19 protein-coding genes and 1 pseudogene are annotated in these 17,211 nt (G+C 69.2%); 10 read left to right on the top strand and 10 right to left on the bottom strand.

Annotated features, from left to right (window positions below; genetic code table 11):
• The first annotated feature begins 93 nt into the window (after positions 1–93).
• The gene (locus B116_RS0103940) at positions 94–306 is read left to right on the top strand and encodes an exodeoxyribonuclease VII small subunit (protein WP_018721170.1); all 213 of its coding nucleotides are present in this window, start codon (positions 94–96) and stop codon (positions 304–306) included.
• Positions 307–344: 38 nt separating this feature from the next.
• Here the strand turns inward: B116_RS0103940 and B116_RS0103935 are convergent, their stop codons facing one another.
• Positions 345–1,166, bottom strand: coding sequence for a DUF4245 domain-containing protein (locus B116_RS0103935; protein ID WP_027659269.1), 822 nt, complete (start codon positions 1,164–1,166; stop codon positions 345–347).
• A 151-nt stretch (positions 1,167–1,317) separates the two neighbouring features.
• On the opposite strand from B116_RS0103935, the gene glpX reads away from it, so the two are divergent.
• Together glpX and B116_RS0103925 are read left to right on the top strand one after the other, a co-directional pair.
• A complete protein-coding gene (glpX, locus tag B116_RS0103930) occupies positions 1,318–2,349 on the top strand; it encodes a class II fructose-bisphosphatase (RefSeq protein ID WP_018721172.1) in 1,032 nt (343 codons plus the stop codon).
• 3 nt (positions 2,350–2,352) lie between these two features.
• On the top strand, positions 2,353–3,297 hold the full coding sequence (locus B116_RS0103925) for a DMT family transporter (RefSeq protein WP_027659268.1): 945 nt from the start codon (positions 2,353–2,355) through the stop codon (positions 3,295–3,297).
• Here the strand turns inward: B116_RS0103925 and B116_RS0103920 are convergent.
• Entirely contained in the window at positions 3,278–4,243 is a 966-nt protein-coding gene (locus B116_RS0103920; protein ID WP_027659267.1) for an NAD-dependent epimerase/dehydratase family protein, read from the bottom strand. The two genes, B116_RS0103925 and B116_RS0103920, sit on opposite strands and share 20 nt — an antisense overlap.
• A 134-nt stretch (positions 4,244–4,377) precedes the next feature.
• Between B116_RS0103920 and B116_RS0103915 the strand changes: the two genes are divergently transcribed.
• Positions 4,378–5,070 (top strand): TetR/AcrR family transcriptional regulator, encoded by a 693-nt coding sequence (locus tag B116_RS0103915; RefSeq protein WP_027659266.1) that lies wholly within the window; start codon positions 4,378–4,380, stop codon positions 5,068–5,070.
• Between the two features lie 16 nt (positions 5,071–5,086).
• Here B116_RS0103915 and B116_RS0103910 read toward each other — a convergent pair whose 3' ends face one another.
• From B116_RS0103910 to B116_RS0103900, 3 genes are all read right to left on the bottom strand, one after another.
• Positions 5,087–6,055 (bottom strand): NAD(P)/FAD-dependent oxidoreductase, encoded by a 969-nt coding sequence (locus B116_RS0103910; protein WP_027659265.1) that lies wholly within the window; start codon positions 6,053–6,055, stop codon positions 5,087–5,089.
• Between the two features lie 109 nt (positions 6,056–6,164).
• Positions 6,165–6,818 carry a rhomboid family intramembrane serine protease gene (locus B116_RS0103905; protein ID WP_018721175.1) on the bottom strand — a complete coding sequence of 218 codons (654 nt, stop codon included), beginning with the start codon at positions 6,816–6,818 and terminating at the stop codon, positions 6,165–6,167.
• 131 nt (positions 6,819–6,949) lie between these two features.
• Positions 6,950–7,630, bottom strand: coding sequence for an aggregation-promoting factor C-terminal-like domain-containing protein (locus B116_RS0103900; RefSeq protein WP_018721176.1), 681 nt, complete (start codon positions 7,628–7,630; stop codon positions 6,950–6,952).
• A 514-nt stretch (positions 7,631–8,144) separates the two neighbouring features.
• Here B116_RS0103900 and B116_RS0103895 point away from each other — a divergent pair.
• Together B116_RS0103895 and B116_RS0103890 are read left to right on the top strand one after the other, a co-directional pair.
• Complete coding sequence (locus B116_RS0103895) at positions 8,145–9,047, top strand: alpha/beta hydrolase (RefSeq protein ID WP_033667274.1); 903 nt, start codon at positions 8,145–8,147, stop codon at positions 9,045–9,047.
• A 67-nt stretch (positions 9,048–9,114) separates the two neighbouring features.
• The gene (locus tag B116_RS0103890; RefSeq protein ID WP_027659263.1) at positions 9,115–9,963 is read left to right on the top strand and encodes an AraC family transcriptional regulator; all 849 of its coding nucleotides are present in this window, start codon (positions 9,115–9,117) and stop codon (positions 9,961–9,963) included.
• A gap of 28 nt (positions 9,964–9,991) precedes the next feature.
• Here the strand turns inward: B116_RS0103890 and B116_RS0103885 are convergent, their stop codons facing one another.
• Positions 9,992–10,396 carry a hypothetical protein gene (locus B116_RS0103885; RefSeq protein WP_027659262.1) on the bottom strand — a complete coding sequence of 135 codons (405 nt, stop codon included), beginning with the start codon at positions 10,394–10,396 and terminating at the stop codon, positions 9,992–9,994.
• A 31-nt stretch (positions 10,397–10,427) separates the two neighbouring features.
• A complete protein-coding gene (locus tag B116_RS0103880) occupies positions 10,428–10,772 on the bottom strand; it encodes a hypothetical protein (RefSeq protein WP_018721180.1) in 345 nt (114 codons plus the stop codon).
• Positions 10,773–11,038: 266 nt separating this feature from the next.
• On the opposite strand from B116_RS0103880, the gene B116_RS0103875 reads away from it, so the two are divergent.
• From B116_RS0103875 to otsB, 3 genes are all read left to right on the top strand, one after another.
• Positions 11,039–11,482, top strand: a complete 444-nt coding sequence (locus B116_RS0103875) for a helix-turn-helix domain-containing protein (RefSeq protein WP_027659261.1) — start codon at positions 11,039–11,041, stop codon at positions 11,480–11,482.
• A gap of 159 nt (positions 11,483–11,641) precedes the next feature.
• Positions 11,642–11,995 carry a hypothetical protein gene (locus tag B116_RS0103870; RefSeq protein WP_027659260.1) on the top strand — a complete coding sequence of 118 codons (354 nt, stop codon included), beginning with the start codon at positions 11,642–11,644 and terminating at the stop codon, positions 11,993–11,995.
• A gap of 100 nt (positions 11,996–12,095) precedes the next feature.
• A complete protein-coding gene (gene otsB / locus B116_RS0103865) occupies positions 12,096–12,920 on the top strand; it encodes a trehalose-phosphatase (RefSeq protein ID WP_027659259.1) in 825 nt (274 codons plus the stop codon).
• A 109-nt stretch (positions 12,921–13,029) separates the two neighbouring features.
• Here the strand turns inward: otsB and B116_RS0103860 are convergent, their stop codons facing one another.
• From B116_RS0103860 to B116_RS0103850, 3 genes are all read right to left on the bottom strand, one after another.
• Positions 13,030–13,800, bottom strand: a complete 771-nt coding sequence (locus tag B116_RS0103860) for an isoprenyl transferase (RefSeq protein WP_026321511.1) — start codon at positions 13,798–13,800, stop codon at positions 13,030–13,032.
• A gap of 31 nt (positions 13,801–13,831) precedes the next feature.
• Entirely contained in the window at positions 13,832–14,995 is a 1,164-nt protein-coding gene (locus B116_RS0103855) for a geranylgeranyl reductase family protein (protein WP_027659258.1), read from the bottom strand.
• 89 nt (positions 14,996–15,084) lie between these two features.
• Positions 15,085–16,926 (bottom strand): phosphoenolpyruvate carboxykinase (GTP), encoded by a 1,842-nt coding sequence (locus tag B116_RS0103850; RefSeq protein WP_018721186.1) that lies wholly within the window; start codon positions 16,924–16,926, stop codon positions 15,085–15,087.
• Between the two features lie 135 nt (positions 16,927–17,061).
• On the opposite strand from B116_RS0103850, the pseudogene B116_RS28900 reads away from it, so the two are divergent.
• Positions 17,062–17,146, top strand: a pseudogene (locus tag B116_RS28900) (GtrA family protein); the annotation flags it as partial.
• Positions 17,147–17,211: the final 65 nt, after the last annotated feature.

Here is a 17,211-nt window from a genome sequence, read left to right as displayed (position 1 = left end):
CGGAACCGGTACCGGTGTCGGGGCGAGGCCATCAAGGGCGTACCGGGCACGGCGGGGGTAGCCCGAACGGGTAGATGTGGTGGGATGTGAGCGATGACCGAGGAGACGAAGGACGAGCGGCTCAGCTACGAACAGGCCCGCGCCGAGTTGGCGTCGGTGGTCGAACGGCTGGAGGCCGGCGGCACCACGCTGGAGGAGTCCCTGGCCCTCTGGGAACGCGGTGAGCAGCTGACCGGGGTCTGCCAGGCGTGGCTGGACGGCGCCCGGGCCCGCCTGGATGCTGCCCGGCAGGAACCCACCGACTGACCGCGGCCCCGCCCCGCTTCCGGTTGGTCCGGCCGGGTTCAGCCCAGCGCCCCGGCCAACTCTCGCAGCTCGGTGTCTCGGGCATCGCCGACCACGATCACGGTGCGGTCCGGTTCGAGGAGCACGAACGCCTGCTCGTTGCCGCGGGCCGTGTACCGCTGCCACGTGCGTCCCGCGAGGTCAGTCCGGCCCTGGGGCTGCCCCTGATCGGTCAGCTCGGTGGGGAGCAACAGCTCCGGCGGCACGCTGCTCTGCACGATCTGGGCCCCCCGCCCCTCCGGGCTCAGGTAGCCCAGGCGCAGTGTCGACCCGTCCTCGACCGTCCGGAAGTCGGCCCGGACGGTACGCCACCCCGCGTCCAGCCCCTGCGGCTGACTGACCGGAAAGGCCGCCGCTGCCTGCGCCGAGTCCAACGCGGGCGCCGGGTCCACGACGGTTGCCTGGTCTCCCCCGAGGAAGCCCCGGTAGAAGGCGAGCAGCAGGGCGATCGGGACCAGCAGCACGAGAAGCGAGATGGCCATGTCCTTCGGCGAACGCTCCGAACGAGTGGTGTCCGCCCCAGCGGGCGGCGCCGACGACTCGCCGGCCTCCCGCTCAGCACTGTTCGCCCCCGCGCCGGCGGCCTCCCCCGCGGCACTGGTCTCCCCGGCGCTCTGGATCTCGGCCGGGCCGCTGGTCGGCTTGACCAACGCCGGCTCCTCGGAAGTCGCGGGTGCGGCCGGGCCGGTGGTCGGCTCGACCAACGCCGGCTCCTCGGAAGTCGCGGGCGCGGCCGGACCGGTGGGCGTCGGCTCGACCGGCGAGAGCTCCGGCGCGGTCTGGTCGGCAGGGACGCGGTCGGCGGGCTGTGCGGGTTCCACCCCCCTATCTTCGCAGCCACCCGATCAGACGTGACCAAGCCATCACCGCCCCACCACCACGCAGGGTGGCCGATCATGTGAGGATCAGCGACAAAGCCGGCGGCGACCACGCCCGCCGGGCCACCCCGCAACGTCGCGAGGAGGAGCCGTCATGACGAACACCACGACGCGGACCCCACAGAATCTCGATCGCAACCTCGCCCTCGACCTGGTCCGGGTGACCGAGGCCGCGGCGATGGCCGCCGGCCGATGGGTCGGCCGGGGTGACAAGGAGGGCGGCGACGGCGCCGCCGTCAACGCGATGCGCAAGTTGATCAACTCGATTCCGATGCGCGGAATCGTAGTGATCGGCGAGGGTGAGAAGGACAACGCGCCGATGCTCTTCAACGGGGAAGAGGTCGGTGATGGGAGCGGGCCAAAGGTTGATGTCGCGGTCGACCCGATCGACGGCACCACACTGATGAGCAAGGGCATGCCGAACGCCCTGGCGGTGCTGGCGGTCGCCGAACGTGGGGCGATGTTCGACCCGAGCGCCGTGTTCTACATGGAGAAGCTCGCTGTCGGCCCGGCCTACGCCGACGTGGTGGACATCAACGCCGGCGTGGCCGAGAACGTACGCCGGATCGCGAAGGTCAAGGGCACCGACGCCTCCGAGGTGACGGTCTGTGTGCTGGACCGGTCCCGACACGACGGGCTGGTGGACCAGGTCCGCCGCAGCGGGGCCGGGATCCGCTTCATCTCGGACGGGGACATCGCCGGTGCGATCGCCGCCGCCCGCGGGGAGTCCGACGTTGACGTGCTGATGGGCATCGGCGGCACCCCCGAGGGGATCACCGCGGCCTGCGCCCTGAAGTGCATGGGAGGCGCCCTTCAGGCCAAGCTTTGGCCGCGTGACGAGCAGGAGCGGGAGAAGGCCATCGCCGCCGGCCACGATCTGGACCGGGTGCTCGGCACCGACGACCTCGTGACCGGTGACAACTGCTTCTTCGTCGCCACCGGTGTCACCTCCGGTGACTTGCTCCGCGGCGTCCGGTACAAGGCCGGTGGAGCGTACACGCAGTCGATCGTGATGCGCTCGAAGAGCGGCACGATTCGCGTGATCGACTCATATCACCGGTTGGAGAAGCTGGCGCTGTACTCGGCGGTGGACTTCGACGGCCGCCCCCTCGCCGAACAGGAGTAAGCGGTGCCGGGGGCACAGGTCCGGCCGCCCCCGGCCCATCGGCTGGTCGGGGTGGCGCTCGCGACCGCTGCCGGAGTCGCCGTCGCCGGGCAATCCCGGATCAACGGCGAGTTGGGCGTACGCCTGGCCGACGGGGTCGCCACGGCGGTCATCTCGTTCGGGCTGGGCCTGCTGGTGCTGCTGGTGCTGGTGCCGGTGACTTCCGGCGGACGGCGCGGGCTGACCGCCCTCCGCGCCGCGCTGACCGCCGGCACGCTGCGCCCGTGGCAGTGCCTCGGCGGACTCTGCGGGGCGTTCCTGGTGGCGACGCAGGGCCTCACGGTCGGCACCCTCGGCGTCGCCGTCTTCACCGTGGCGGTGGTCGCCGGCCAGTCCGGCTCCAGTCTCCTCGTGGACTGGGCCGGCATCGGTCCGAGCGGACGTCAGCAGGTCACCGGACGGCGCCTGTTCGGGGCGGTGCTCACCGTGCTCGCGGTCGGGCTGGCCGTTGGCGGGCGGCTCGAGGACCCGGCCGAGCTGGCGCTGGCGGTGCTGCCGCTGCTCGCGGGGATCGCGGTGGCCTGGCAGCAGGCCGTCAACGGGCTGGTCGGTCGGGCGACCGGCAGCCCACTGACCGCCACGCTGGTCAACTTCGCGGTGGGCACCATCGCCCTGTTGGCGGTCTTCGCGGTGGACATCGCGGTACGCGGGCTGCCCGCCGGTTCACCGCCGGCCGAGCCGTGGCTCTATCTGGGTGGGCCGATCGGGGTCGCCTTCATCGCGATCGCCGCCGCTGTTGTCAAGTTCACCGGGGTCCTGCTCCTCGGCCTGGCCACGATCGCCGGCCAGGTGGTCGGCGCTGTCCTACTCGACGTGGTCCTACCGACCGAGGCTTCCCACCCGGACGCCACCACCCTGCTCGGCGCGGCACTGACCCTGGTCGCTGTCCTCATCGCCGCGCGGCGTTAGGAGCTGAGCTGCGCCGAGCCGGCGCCGGGTGCTGGCTCAGCGCGCTAAGGGTCTCGGCGAGGGCCTCATCGAGCGCGGTCGGCTCGATCCCGAGGGCCCGCTGGGTGGCCGAGGAGTCCAACACGTACGGGCGATCGAACTGATATGCCGTCTCCCGCAACTCCCGGAGTAGCGGATTGACCAGGCCACCCAGCCAGAGCGCCGGGTAGGGCAGGCGGGTCAGCCGCGGCGTGGGCATGCCGGCCATGGTCGCGGCGCGGGTGGCCAACTCCCGCAGACTGAGCGCGGGCGGGCTGGGCACGTGCCAGGCCCGTCCCCAGGCATCCGGGTCGGTGGCGGCGGCGACCACGGTTCGGGCCACGTCGCCGACGTAGGTGATGGTGTGCGGGACGTCGAAGTTGACCGGCAGCACCACTCGGCGGCCGGCCAGCACGTTCGGCAGGATCCGGCTGGTGATCGAGTTGGTCCCGATCCCGAGGTAGTCCGAGCCACGAACCTCGGTCGTCCGGGCCCGGCCTGCCTCATGGGCGGCCAGCGCGTCGACCCACATCTGTTTGCGCACCCGCCCTTTGACGCCGGTCGCGGCCAGCGGGGCGACCTCGGTCATCGGCCCGTCAACCGGGCCGTACCCATAGAGATTGCCGATCGTGGCAAGCACCGCACCGGTCCGCTCGGCGGTGGTGAGCAGGGCGGCGGCCAGCGGCGGCCAGTCGAGGGCCCACCGGTGATACGCGTGGTTGGCACAGTTGTAGAGGGCAACGGCGCCGTCCGTCAGGCGGATCAGGCGGGCAGGATCAGTGGCATCCGCAGCGATGAGTTCGATGGCCGGATGCTCGGGACCGGCACCACGGCGACTGACCAGCCGGACCTGCTCCCCTCGCTGGGCGAGGAGGAGGGCGGTCGCGGTGCCGACCGGGCCAGCACCGACAATCACGTTAATCGACATCAGAGCTCACCTTTCGGATCAAGAGATCACTTCGAGAGCGATGCTCACAAGAAAAGTGTGTCGATAGTTGCCAGACCTGTCAAGAGCACTGTTCTCGAATTGGATCAGCGCCCTGCGCGTGAGAGAGTAAGGAGATGGTCGCCAACTCGCTCCGGGCCCGGGTGCGGGCCGAAATGATCGATGAGATCAAGGCCGCGGCGCGCCGCCATCTGGCCACCGACGGCGCCAACCTGTCGTTGCGAGCGGTCGCCCGAGAGCTGGGCATGGCCTCCTCGGCGATCTACCGCTACTTTCCCAGCCGGGACGACCTGCTCACCACGCTCATCCTGGAGGCGTACGTGGCCCTGGGCGACGCGGTCGAGGCAGCAGACGCCGCCGTGGACCGCGACGACCTGCGCGGACGCTGGTTCGCCAGCTGTCGGGCGGCCCGGGCCTGGGCCCTCGCCAACCCCTCCGAGTACGCGCTGCTCTACGGCAGCCCGGTTCCCGGCTACGCAGCGCCCGACGACACAGTCGAGCCGGCAATGCGCCCACCAATGACCCTGCTCGGCATCGCCCGCGACGGGCTTGCCGCCGGACAGCTCACCCCACCCCCCGCCGCCGACCTGCCCCAACCCGTCCGAGACGACCTCGCCGACATCGCGGCGAGCCTCGTCCCGGGGATGCCGGCAGCGCTGCTCGCCCGGGGGATGGCGGGGTGGACCCAGCTCTTCGGGCTGATCAGCTTCGAGCTCTTCGGCCGGATCAAGGGCGGACTGTCGCACCGCGACGACTACTTCGACCACCAGATCGCGTTGATGGCCGACCTCATCGGCCTACCCCGGTAAGCCGGTCACCAGAGAGTCAGGTCCCGTCGGAGGAGTGTCCGGGGAAGAGGTGCGCCGCCGGATCGAGCGCCACGGCCGCGTTGTTCACCGCGGTCGCGGCCTCACCGAAGCCGGTGGCGATCAGGCGGACCTTGCCCGGGTACTCGGTGATGTCCCCGGCGGCGAAGACCCGCGGCAGGTTGGTCGCCATGGTGCTGTCAACCACGAGGTGCCGGCGGTCCAGGCGCAGGCCCCACTCCGCCAAGGGGCCGAGGTCGGCGGTGAAGCCGAGCGCCGCGACGACGGTGTTGACCGGCAACGACTCCGCCGCACCGCCCCGGACGGTGATCTCGGCACCGGTCACCGCGCCACCCCCGTGCAGCCTCGTCACCTCCGCGTTCACCACGACCCGCACCGGCAGGGCGCGGACCCGGGCGACGGTGGCGGCGTGCGCGCGGAACTTCTCCCGGCGATGCACGAGGGTCACCGAACGGGCCAGCGGTTGGAGGGTTACCGCCCAGTCGAAGGCGGAGTCCCCGCCACCGACGATGAGCACGTCCTGGCCGGTGAGCTCGGCCGGCTGCGGCACGAAGTAGACGATTCCGGTGCCGACGAAGCGCTCCGCGACCGGCAGCGGGCGGGGTGTGAAGCTGCCCAGCCCGCCGGTGATCACTACCGCGCCGCAGCGGAGCTGCTCGCCCCCGGCCAGGCCGAGCACCGGCCGATCATCGGCGTAGGACAGCTTCTCTGCCCGCGTGCCGAGCAGGTAGCGCGGGTCGAACGGGGCGGCCTGGGCAACCAGGTTGGCCACCAGATCCCGGCCCTTGACGGCCGGGAATCCGGCGACATCGTGAATCAACTTCTCCGGGTACATCGCCGTGATCTGGCCACCGGGCTCGGGCAACGCGTCGACCACCGCCACCGAGAGTCCGCGGAAACCGGCGTAGTACGCGGCGAAGAGGCCGGCAGGCCCGGCCCCGACTACCGCGACATCGACCTCGTGCATGGGCGTACCGTCGCTTTCCGCTCCCGGCTCAACCGACGCTAATCCCTGACGGTAGAGGGGCCGAAGCCGCCGGGCAAGGATGTCCGACAGTCAGTCATCGCCGCTCCGGTCAGCCGAAGATGCGGGTCGAGTCGGAGTAGTGCGAGCCGCCCAGGCCCGGTTGACGCCGCCGGAAGACGATCGCGGCGACCGCCCCGCCCAGCAGCCCGAAGAGGTGGCTCTGCCAGGAGATCCGCTCGTCGGTGGGGAGAATGCCGACGAGTTGCCAGCCATAGAGGAGGCCGACCAGAAGAACGACCGCGAAGTTCCACCAGCTCCGCTCCACGATGCCCCGGGTGAGCAGGATGCCGAAGTAGCCGAAAATGACGCCGCTCGCACCGACGACGATGGAGTTCGGGGAACCGGTGAACCAGGTGCCGAGTCCGCTGATCAGAATGATGATCAGCGTGGACCAGAGGAAGCGACGCACACCGGCCGCGAGCACGAAGGTGCCGAGCAGGATCAGCGGGATGCTATTGCTGTAGAGGTGATCGAAGCCGTGGTGCAGAAACGGTGAGAAAAAGACGCCATCCAGGCCGTCGAGGCGCTGTGGGATGATGCCGGCCGCCGGGTCGAGCCCGAATGCCAGGCCCTGGTCAACGGCCTCGATGAGGAAGAGGAACGGCACCACCGCGCACATGGCGACGAAGGACCGGCCGATCGCGGCGTAGAACGCCTCGGTGCCGAACCGGTACGGGTCACTGCCCTCCGATAGCAGGCTCACCTGTCAACAGCTATCAGCTCGCGGCGACAGCCGCCACCTGGGCCGGCGGTCAAAATCAGACCGACGGCGACAGGGTGTGACCAAGCACACTCTGCCGCCGCCCGATGATCATTACCAGCCCACGCTGGGGATCAGTACCAGCCCACCTCCTGCATGTAGGCCCAGGCCTTGCACGGCGTTTGGTACCGACCCTTGATGTAGCCAAGCCCCCACCGGATCTGGGTTGCCGGGTTCGTCTCCCAGTCGTCGCCCTTCGAGGCCATCTTGCTACCGGGTAGCGCCTGCGGAATTCCGTAGGCGCCGGATGACGGGTTGCGGGCCTTGTGGTTCCAGCCGCTCTCCTTGGTGAAAAGCTTGTCCAGACAGGGGAACTGGTCGATCTCGAAGCCGGCGTTGAGCATCTCCGCGCAGCCGATCTTCCGGTTGCCGGTGAACTCCGCACACGATTCCGGGATCGGGCCATCGTACGGCTTCGCTGCCGCCGCCGCCTTGGCCTTAGCCTTGGCCTTGGCGAGTTCCGCCGCCGCCGCACGGACTGTCTTCCGCGACGCCGCAGCGGCCTCCTCCCGACGCTTCCGCTCCGCCGCCGCCTCGGCAACCGCGGCATCGCGCAACTTCTCCTGGTATTCGGCTGCCCGCTCCTTCACCGGATGCACCTGCGGTGCTTGCAGCGCAACCTGCTCAACTCCGGCGACATCCGGCACATGCTGGCCCTGATCCCGGTTGCCCAGTTGGAAACCACCGACGACGCCTGCAGAGAGCAGCGCCACCGCGGCCGTCCGGGCACCCAACCGGCTCCACAGCCGATTCACGAGGCGGTCCCTTCCTTCGGGGGCACGGACACGGTGCAGACCCCACCCAGGTGGGGTGGGGTCACACCGTAAGCGCTCCGACCACGCGCGTCTCCCGACAGCTCCACCAATGGGGACGCGGGCGAACGATCACCGGCGATCCGCCGGATACGTGAGCGCTCGGGGACACGATCGCGCACGGTAAGGCAGATGGGAAACCATCCACCCCAATTGTGACCTGCGCCACTCCCAGCGCTGGCCCTCGATCACTCAGGGTCACGGCCAGAGTCTGTTCGCGCAGGCCAGATCTGAGCCACACGACGGGACAGCCGACGAGCGGGCTCCGACTCGGATCCGCTCGATCACAGGAGCGGAACATTTGTCCAAGACCCCACAGCATTGCGCTTGCAACGCTTGCGGCCTGTCCGCACGACAGAAGACGAACCAATCACCACCTCGAGTCCGGGAGGGCAACATGAGGGGCAAGGCTCCATTGGGCACTCGCATCCTGCGCGACACCCTTGACTGGGAGGCTATGACCGACGATCAGGTGATCGCCGCCCGGGAAAGAGCCAACCGCAAGGCATCGTCACGGGTCGGACGGATCGTCACCGGGCTGCCGGATCGTCGCGCCCGGATCGAGGAGACCACCATCAACCTTCCGGGCCGCCGACTGATGCTACGGACGTACCGCCCGAAGAGCACCAACCGGCGGCTACCACTGATCGTCTCGTTCCACGGAGGAGGTTTCATCTCGGGCACGGCCGTGCAGAACGACTGGCTCAACAGTCACCTCGCGGCCCGCTGTCCAGCCGTGGTCGTCTCAGTGGAGTACCGGCTCGCTCCGGAGCACCCACTGCCCCGGCCGGTTGACGACGGCTACGACACACTCCTCCGGCTTGTCGACGGAGCCGTCGGCCAGGGCATCGACCCCACGGCGATCGCGGTCATGGGCGAAAGCGCCGGCGGCATGATCGCCGCGCTCGTTGCGTTGCGTGCCCGCAAGGACGGCCCACTGCTAGGGGCCCAGGTGCTGAACTATCCGACTACGGACTGGACCGAGACCATGACCGACTATTCCTCAATGGTGGAAAATGCCGACAACCCCGCGCTGCCACTGTCGCGATTGCGCGCGGGACGCAAGCTGAGCTTGCCCTCGGCCCTCGACCCCCGCAGCGTGTCTCCGCTGAAGTTCGACAGCCTGGCTGGTCTACCACCGACGCTGGTCGTCATCGCCGCACTGGATCCGGTGGCCGACCACGGTCGCCGGTACGTCGAACGGCTCCGCGAGGACGACACCGAGGCCAGCCTGTCCTGCTACCCGCGGGCCACCCACTCCTTCCTCAGCACACCGGGGCTGGTTCCCGCCGCCCGACCCGCACGCCGCGAGATCCTCGCCTTCCTGCGCGGCCAGCTGTATCAGGCTCTCCCCGGCTAACCGGACCACCCTGTCAGGGAACCACCTCGCTCCGAACAACGCCCGATGTCGCTCGTACCATGGCGACGTGCGACCTGCCGAGCCGCTTCCAGCCGGCGTACCTGCCTGGGACATCGCGGTCCCATCACGGCCGAGCCGGCTGGCGGGGGTGACCATGGCAGGTTTCAGCGACCGCGCGAACGGCCTCATCGAGGTCGACGCGATCCCGCCCCCTGCGGTCGTGGTGGTCATCAGCCTCGGTGACCAACCAATCGTTGTCAACGATGGTACTGGTCGGCAACGGCGAGAACGAATCGTCACCGGACTCGCACCCCACGGCGTTCGGGGGCAGGGGCTAGCCGGAAGCTTCGAGTGCCTACAGGTGCGGTTGTCACCGGTGGTCGCGCACACGGTCCTGGGCACCGCATCGGAGTTGGGCAGAGCGGTAGTCGCCCTCGATGACCTCTGGGGGCACGATGCCGCGCGGATCCAAGAACAACTGCGCGCTGCCACGTCGTGGGATGAACGGTTCGCGATCGCGGAGGTGGTGTTGGGTCGACGTCTCGACAGCGGCCGTGTGGTTGACCCGGAAGTCGTCTACTGCTGGCGGCAGATGATGGCCAGTCGGGGACGCGTGCGGGTCGAGTGGCTGGCGACTGAGGTCGGATGGAGCCGCCAGCGTCTGTGGTCCCGGTTCCGATCGCAGATCGGCCTCACCCCCAAGCGCGCTGCCCAGCTGGTCCGCTTTGACCATGCAGCCCACCGCCTCGCCGCAGGTCACAGCACCGCTGTGGTGGCGGCAGACAGCGGTTACGCCGACCAGTCCCACCTCCATCGGGACATCGTGGCCTTCGCCGGGGTGACGCCTGCTGCCGTTGCGATCGCGCCGTTCCTCGCTGTCGACGATGTCGCGTGGGCCGACCGGCCGACACGGTGAGTTTCGTATTCTGCGTCCGCAAGCCCGGTCACCCGCTTCGCCGAACCAGCGTGCCGGTCGGCTGGCCACCGGCCGGAGCCGCCGCCGAGCCGATCGACTGTCGACCACCGGTCGGAGCCGCCACCGAATCAGTCGACTGTCGACCACCGACCGGAGCCGCCGAGCCGGTGTAGGTGGTGCCGGAGCGGGCCGTCGGTGGCGCGAGGCGAGTGCGAACCGGATCCACCGGCGGCGGGCCGGCGAGCGCGGATGCGATCGCCGCCTGGGCGTCGCGCCGACGTCGGTTCCAGGCGCCGCGGTCACCGTCGAAGTAGCCCTGCCGGTAGCCGAACCGGTAGCCGATCCGGTAGCTGAGCTGACCATGGAGGCGACCTGCGGCATAGCTGGTGGCGGTCAGGACGCAGACGAGGAGCAAGGCGAGGAGTGGGCTCATCCGACCACTCCGGATCGCGGGCTGTGTGGACTCATCGTTCCTCCGGCTCAACCGGGGTGGGATCTACGACGAGTAGCTGGTCGAGGTCGGCTGTACCGACCTGTTCGACCAACTCGACGCTGATCCGGCACCCGTCCAGGACAACCTCGGCCACCGACGAGCGGCGAATCTCACCACCCGCGTCGTATACGCGGACGCTGAGTTCCGGACAACCGAGGTGGGTACGCCAGGCGTGCCACTCCGCGCGGTCCCCGACTCTGAGGGAGAGGTAACGGGAACCCTGGGCCAGGTAGAGGCGCCAGGGCGCGCTCAAACCACTGGCTACCCCGGCGGCGATCAGGCCAAAGGCCTGCGCTCGGGTGGCGAGTTCGGTCACCAAGTCCCCCTCGTGCCGGAGATGTCACGCATGGGAGCAAGCAGTCATCGTCTCCTGCACGGACACACGGTAGAGTGTCCCGCGAACGGGACAGTATCAGCTTTTCGTCTGATTCCCCCCAGCCCCACGCCCACCTGTTTGCACCAGGTGAGGGGCCTTGTCAGAACACTTGCTGAGGCAGTGAAAAGCCGAGCCTGTCGTCACATTCGCGTGACAACCGCGCGCCAGAAGACCGTTCGCGGGGTCCGTGGCCGTACGGTCGCCAGGTGACCGAGACGGCCAACGCACGGAAGATCGCCTTCGCCACCTTCATCCGTCGCGCGCTCGATGAGGCCCGAGCCACCCGAGCCTGGAGCGGCACTGAGGTCTCCCGGCGCACCGGCGTCTCCCGGCAGACAATCAACCGATGGGTCCGGGGCGACTGGGCCAGCGACCCCGAGGCGGAACGCGTCGTGGCGTTCTGTGAGGGACTCGGACTGGACCCGGCAACCGCCTTCGCCACCCTGGGCTGGGACCGGCGAAGCACCCCACACCGAGCCGGAACGATCCCACCCCCGATGGATCCCGATGTCGAGGCGCTGCTGCGCCGACTGGTTGACCCCGAAGTGTCAGACGCGGAGAAGTTCCACATTCGAGAAACAATTCGTTACCTCGCGTATCGTCCGACTCTCCCCGTAACAGCCCACAACCGGGGCAAACGGGTTGGATGATCCTCAGATGGCGAAAGAACAGCAGGTCAGACTCATTCGTTTCGCTCCCGGGCCCGGTTCGGCACGCTAGCGTCCGTACTCGTACTGCTTGGGCTCGTCGTCGGCGGGGGGACGGGAAAGCCGAACCCAGCCCTGCGGGACAGAAGGAGGGGTCTGTCCATGACCCTGAAGTGGTTGGCAGTCGTGGTCGGCGCCGTGTCCCTGACACTGTGCGTGACCGGGAACACGGTGACCCTGGCGGTCAATGGCGGGCAGCTTCCCCTGCTCGTCAACCTCATCGCGCTCACCGCCACCGGCACCGCCGTCATCCTGGCCGTGCTGGCCGAACTGAACGACCGACTCAACAACCGAATCAGCGCGCTCACCGAGTTCCTGGTGGCCCGGCTCAACGAGATCGAATCCAGCACCGGTGACCGAAACTCCGGCTTCGTCGAGGGCTACCTGCTCAGTCACCGTCGGGAGGGCACCGTCGTGCCGATCGGGCATCGGGGACGGGAAGCCGCCGAACGCTGAACGCCGCCACCAAAGCCCATCCACCACCCGCCACCAGGCCCGGTGGCCGGGTACCTCACGGCCCCGATTAAGCCGCTCCGAGCGGGGTACGCTGTCGCGCGTGCCGCCGTTGAATCTGGGCAAGCAGCCGCCGAAGACCCCGTTCACCGCCGACCTCGCCTGGCAGGCAACCGCTGCCCGAGCCGCCGGAGCCGTCCTATTCTTCGACTTCGATGGCACCCTCGCGCCGGTCCGGGACGACCCGACGGCGGTGCACCCCGCACCGAGGGTGCTCACCGCTATCGAGGCGCTTGCTCCCGTCGTCCGTCGGATCGCAATCGTCTCCGCACGCCCGGTCGACTTTCTCCGCGACCGACTCGGTGACCTCGCCGGCGTCGACCTCTACGGCCTCTACGGGCTGGAGCACAGCCACTCTGGTGGTGAAACCGTCACCGAACCGGCGGCGCTGCCCTGGGTGCCGACGATGGCGGAGCTCGCCGACGCGGCCCGTACCGAACTGCCCGCGGGCAGCCTGGTGGAGTACAAGCGGCTCTCGGTGGCGCTGCACTGGCGGACCGCCCCGCAGCTCGGCCCGGCGGTGACCCGATGGGGTCGTGCCCAGGCCGAGCAGCTCGGCCTCCGGGTCCAGGCCGGACGGATGGTCCTGGAGCTGAAGCCCCCAGTCGACCGGGACAAGGGCATGGTCATCGACGAGGTGGTGCGGGACGCGGAGGCCGCCTGGTACTTCGGCGACGACGTATCGGACATTAAGGCCTTCGCAGCGCTGCGCACCCGTGCCGCCGCCGACCCGCACTTCTTCGGCGTCTGCGTTGCGGTCGCCAACCCGGAGACCGGCGAAGAGGTTGCCGCCGCCGCGGACCTGACCATCGACTCGCCAGCAGACCTCGGCGACTTCCTCACCGCCGCCGCGCGCCGGCTGGCCTGACTCCGAGGCTCCGGCGCACCCAGCGGCCGTTGCCCACCTCACGCCGCGCTAGTTCGCCCGCTAGGTGCGGTTGCCCCGGCCCGCCGGCGAAGGGTGGTCGCCGGGGCGATCAGATGCCGAAGCGACGCTGACGGTTGGCGTAGGAGCGCAGCGCGCGGAGAAAGTCAACCCGGCGGAAATCCGGCCAGTTCAACTCGCAGAAATAGAACTCCGAGTGGACGGACTGCCAGAGCAGGAAGCCGGACATGCGCTGTTCGCCGCTGGTCCGAATGATCAGATCAGGGTCCGGCAGGCCCCGGGTGTAGAGGTGCTCGGTGATGTGCTCGACATCGAACGTCTCAGCCAGTTGCTCGATGCTGGTGCCGGCCTTCGCGTGCTCGTGCAGGAGCGAACGCACCGCGTCGGCGATCTCGCGCCGACCGCCATAGCCGACGGCGATGTTGACCTGCGCGCCGCCCACCCGGTCCCGGGTCCGCTCCGCCGCTGCCTTGAGCGCCGCCGAGTGCTGCGCCGGCAACACGTCGAGCGCCCCGACCATCCGCAGCCGCCAGGGGTTACCCTCCTCGGCCAGTTCGCTCGTCAGGTCCTCGATGATCTGCAACAACGGATCAAGCTGAGCGGCCGGGCGGGTAAGGTTGTCGGTGGAGAGCAGCCAGAGCGTCACATGCCCGACGCCGGCGGCGTCACACCACCGCAGCAGTTCCTTGATCCGTTCGGCACCGACCCGGTGGCCGTCGTTGGGGTCAACGAACCCCATCTCCCGCGCCCACCTGCGGTTGCCGTCGCACATCACACCGACGTGCTGAGGCACCGGCTTGCCCGCCAGCTTGGCCGTGAGCCGGCGTTCGTACACCGAATAGACAACGTCCCGCAGAGTCATCACCTGCCAGGGTAGCGACCGGGATGGCGCCTCACGGCTTGGGATGCCGATCCCCGGCGGCCAGCCCACGCCCGATCATGGCCAACGTCCGAATGTCCAACCGGCCGTCACCGAGGCCCAACTCCACCACCGCCCGGTACACCTGCTCATCGCGATTGGCCGCCCACACCGCCGCATCAACCACCGACCGCCGCCGGGCAAGCCAAGCCGCAACCGAACTGTGCCGCAGATGACCACCGAGTCGCCGACGCAGCGCCGCAGTGTAGCGCCGAGCGGCCCGCTCCGGGGTACGGCCCGCCGCGGTGCCGGCGAGTGCTCCGGAGAGCAGCGCGTAGAAGATTCCCTCACCGGTGAACGGGTTGATCAACGAAAGCGCGTCGCCCGCCAGCACCGCCCGGCCGCGCCCCGGCACCGGTCGATGGGTGGAGAGCGGCAGGTGATGGGCCCGCAGGGCGGTGACCGCCGCTGGATCGACCTCGGGCAGCAACGCTGGAAGCCGCGCAACGAGGTGTTCCCGGGTCAGCGACTCACCACGGAGCACCTCCCCGTACCCGACGTTCGCCCGTCCGTCGCCGATCGGGAAGGACCAGGCGTACGCCGGCCAACGGGCGGCTGACGTGACGATGAGCTGCTCTGTTGGGCCGGACCGCGCGGGCGCGTAGCCCCGGATCGCCAAGGCCAGGTGGCGGTCCGGATTCGGGGCGTGCCCCAGCGCCCGGCGCACCACCGAACCCGCACCATCGGCACCCACCACGGCCCGCCCGACAATCCGCCCGTCGAGCACGACCCGGTCCGCCCGCACGTCAACCCGACGTACCACGTGCCGGCGCAGCTGGGCGCCGGCCGCGACCGCCGCCGCAACCAGCCGAGCATCGAAGACGGTTCGGGGCACCGTGTACGCCGGGCGGGGCAGCGCCCGCGCCACCGCCGGGCCGCCCGGGGCGACCAGGCGAAGCGCGGGCAGCGGGGCGTATCCGGCCACCGGGTCGGCTACCCCCAGCCCGGCCAGGACATCCAGCGCGTGCGCGGCGATCCCGTCCCCGCAAGCCTTGTCCCGGGGGAAGTTGGCCCGATCCAGCAGGAGCACCCGGGCTCCGGTCCGACGGGCGGCGATGGCGGCGGCCGAACCCGCCGGCCCCGCCCCCACCACCACAACGTCGAACTCGTCGCCCCCGTCGGCCGGCCCGGTAGCCATGTCGCGCCCCTCTCCGCCGCCGAGCTACTGCTCTCGGCGGCCGTTGCAGGGATCATCCATCGCCCGCGGCGCCGGCCCAGCTACTTCCGCTACTTCTGCGGTTCTGCGTCGAGCCGGGCGCGCAGCGCGTCCAACTCGGCCCAGAGGACACCGGGCAGCTTGTCCCCGAACTTCTCAAACCACTCGGTGACCAACGGCAGTTCGGCCTGCCACTCGTTGACGTCAACCTTCAGCGCGATCCGAATGTCTTCCGAGGTCATGTCCAGGCCCTCGACGTCCAGCGCGTCCTCGGCGGGGACCATGCCGATCGGGGTCTCCACGGCGTCGGCCCGGCCCTCGAGCCGCTCGACGATCCACTTCAAGACCCGCGAGTTCTCGCCGAAGCCCGGCCAGAGGAAGCTACCCTCGGCGTCCTTACGGAACCAGTTGACGTAGTAGACGCTCGGCAGCTTCGACTCGTCGCCGTCGGCGCCCTTGCCCATCTCGATCCAGTGCCGGAAGTAGTCACCGGCGTGGTAGCCGATGAAGGGCAGCATCGCCATCGGGTCTCGACGCACGACACCGACCGCGCCGGAGGCCGCGGCGGTGGTCTCCGAGGAGAGCGTCGCCCCCAGGTAGACGCCGTGCACCCAGTCCCGCGCCTCGGTGACCAGCGGAACGGTGTCCCGACGCCGGCCCCCAAAGAGGATCGCGTCGATCGGTACGCCGTTGGGGTCGTAGTAGTCCTCGGCGAGAATCGGGCACTGGGTGATCGGGGTGCAGAACCGGCTGTTGGCGTGCGAGGAGAGGCTTTCGCTCTCCGGCGTCCAGTCGTTGCCCTTCCAGTCGATGAGGTGCGTCGGGGGCTCGCCCATCCCCTCCCACCAGATGTCGCCGTCGTCGGTGAGAGCCACGTTGGTGAAGATGGAGTTACCCCGGTCCAACGTCCGCATCGCGTTGGCGTTGGTCTTCCAGTCGGTACCGGGGGCGACCCCGAAGAGGCCGTACTCCGGGTTGACCGCGTAGAGGCGTCCGTCCGGACCGAATCGCATCCAGGCGATGTCGTCCCCGATGGTCTCGACCTTCCAGCCCGGGATGGTCGGCTCCAGCATGGCGAGGTTGGTCTTGCCGCAGGCAGACGGGAAGGCACCAGCGATGTGGTAGACCTTCCCTTCCGGGGAGGTGATCTTAAGGATCAACATGTGCTCGGCGAGCCAGCCCTCGTCCCGCCCCATCACACTGGCGATCCGCAGCGAGTAGCACTTCTTGCCGAGCAGCGAGTTGCCGCCGTAGCCGGAGCCGTAGGACCAGATCTCCCGGGTCTCCGGGAAGTGCGAGATGTACTTCGTCTCGTTACACGGCCAGGACACGTCCTGCTGACCCGGCGCGAGCGGCGCGCCAATGGAGTGCAGCGCGTGTACGAAGTCCGCGTCGTCGCCCATCGCCTCCAGGATCTTCGCGCCCATCCGGGTCATGATCCGCATTGAGGCGACCACGTACGGACTGTCGGTGATCTCGATGCCGAACATCGGCTTCTCGGCCTCTACCGGGCCCATGCAGAAGGGGATGACGTACATGGTGCGACCGCGCATGCAGCCGCGGTACAGCTCCGTCATCGTCCGCTTCATCTCGGCCGGCGCCATCCAGTTGTTGGTCGGGCCGGCGTCTGCCTCATCCATCGAGCAGATGTAGGTGCGTTCCTCGACCCGCGCCACATCCGTCGGATCGGTACGCGCGTAGAACGAGTTGGGCTTCTTCTCCGGGTTGAGTCGGACCAGGGTGCCGGCCTCGACGAGTTCGTCGGTGAGACGACGCCACTCTTCTTCTGACCCGTCTGCCCAGACCACACGGTCCGGGGTGGTCAGTTCCGCGATCTCACGGACCCAGGCAAGCAGTTTGGGGTGGGATGTCGGGGCCTGATCGATACCCCGAACAGTCGCCGGAGCAACCATGACACATCTCCTTGTGGTCGACGCTGACCGGTCTATGGGATGCACGAGGCTTGACGGCGCGGTGCGTCGCCTACGTGAAACCTGGGATTGGCCTCAGCGTAAACCGGCTTGCGCCACCAGTCAGTGGGACTGGTTGTGAAGAACTGCACAAGGTACGGCCCGGCTGCGGCATCGCGAGCTAATACCCGCTTTCACGCGCAGTTTCACGCAAATCCAGTGACGAAACATCTGGCCCGTCGTCGTCCGGTACGCCGGCTGTGACCCGGCCCGCGCTTGGCGGGATCA

Source organism: Salinispora fenicalii (assembly GCF_000514815.1).
Taxonomy (GTDB): domain Bacteria; phylum Actinomycetota; class Actinomycetes; order Mycobacteriales; family Micromonosporaceae; genus Micromonospora; species Micromonospora fenicalii.
This window is presented reverse-complemented; position numbering and strand designations above follow the sequence as displayed.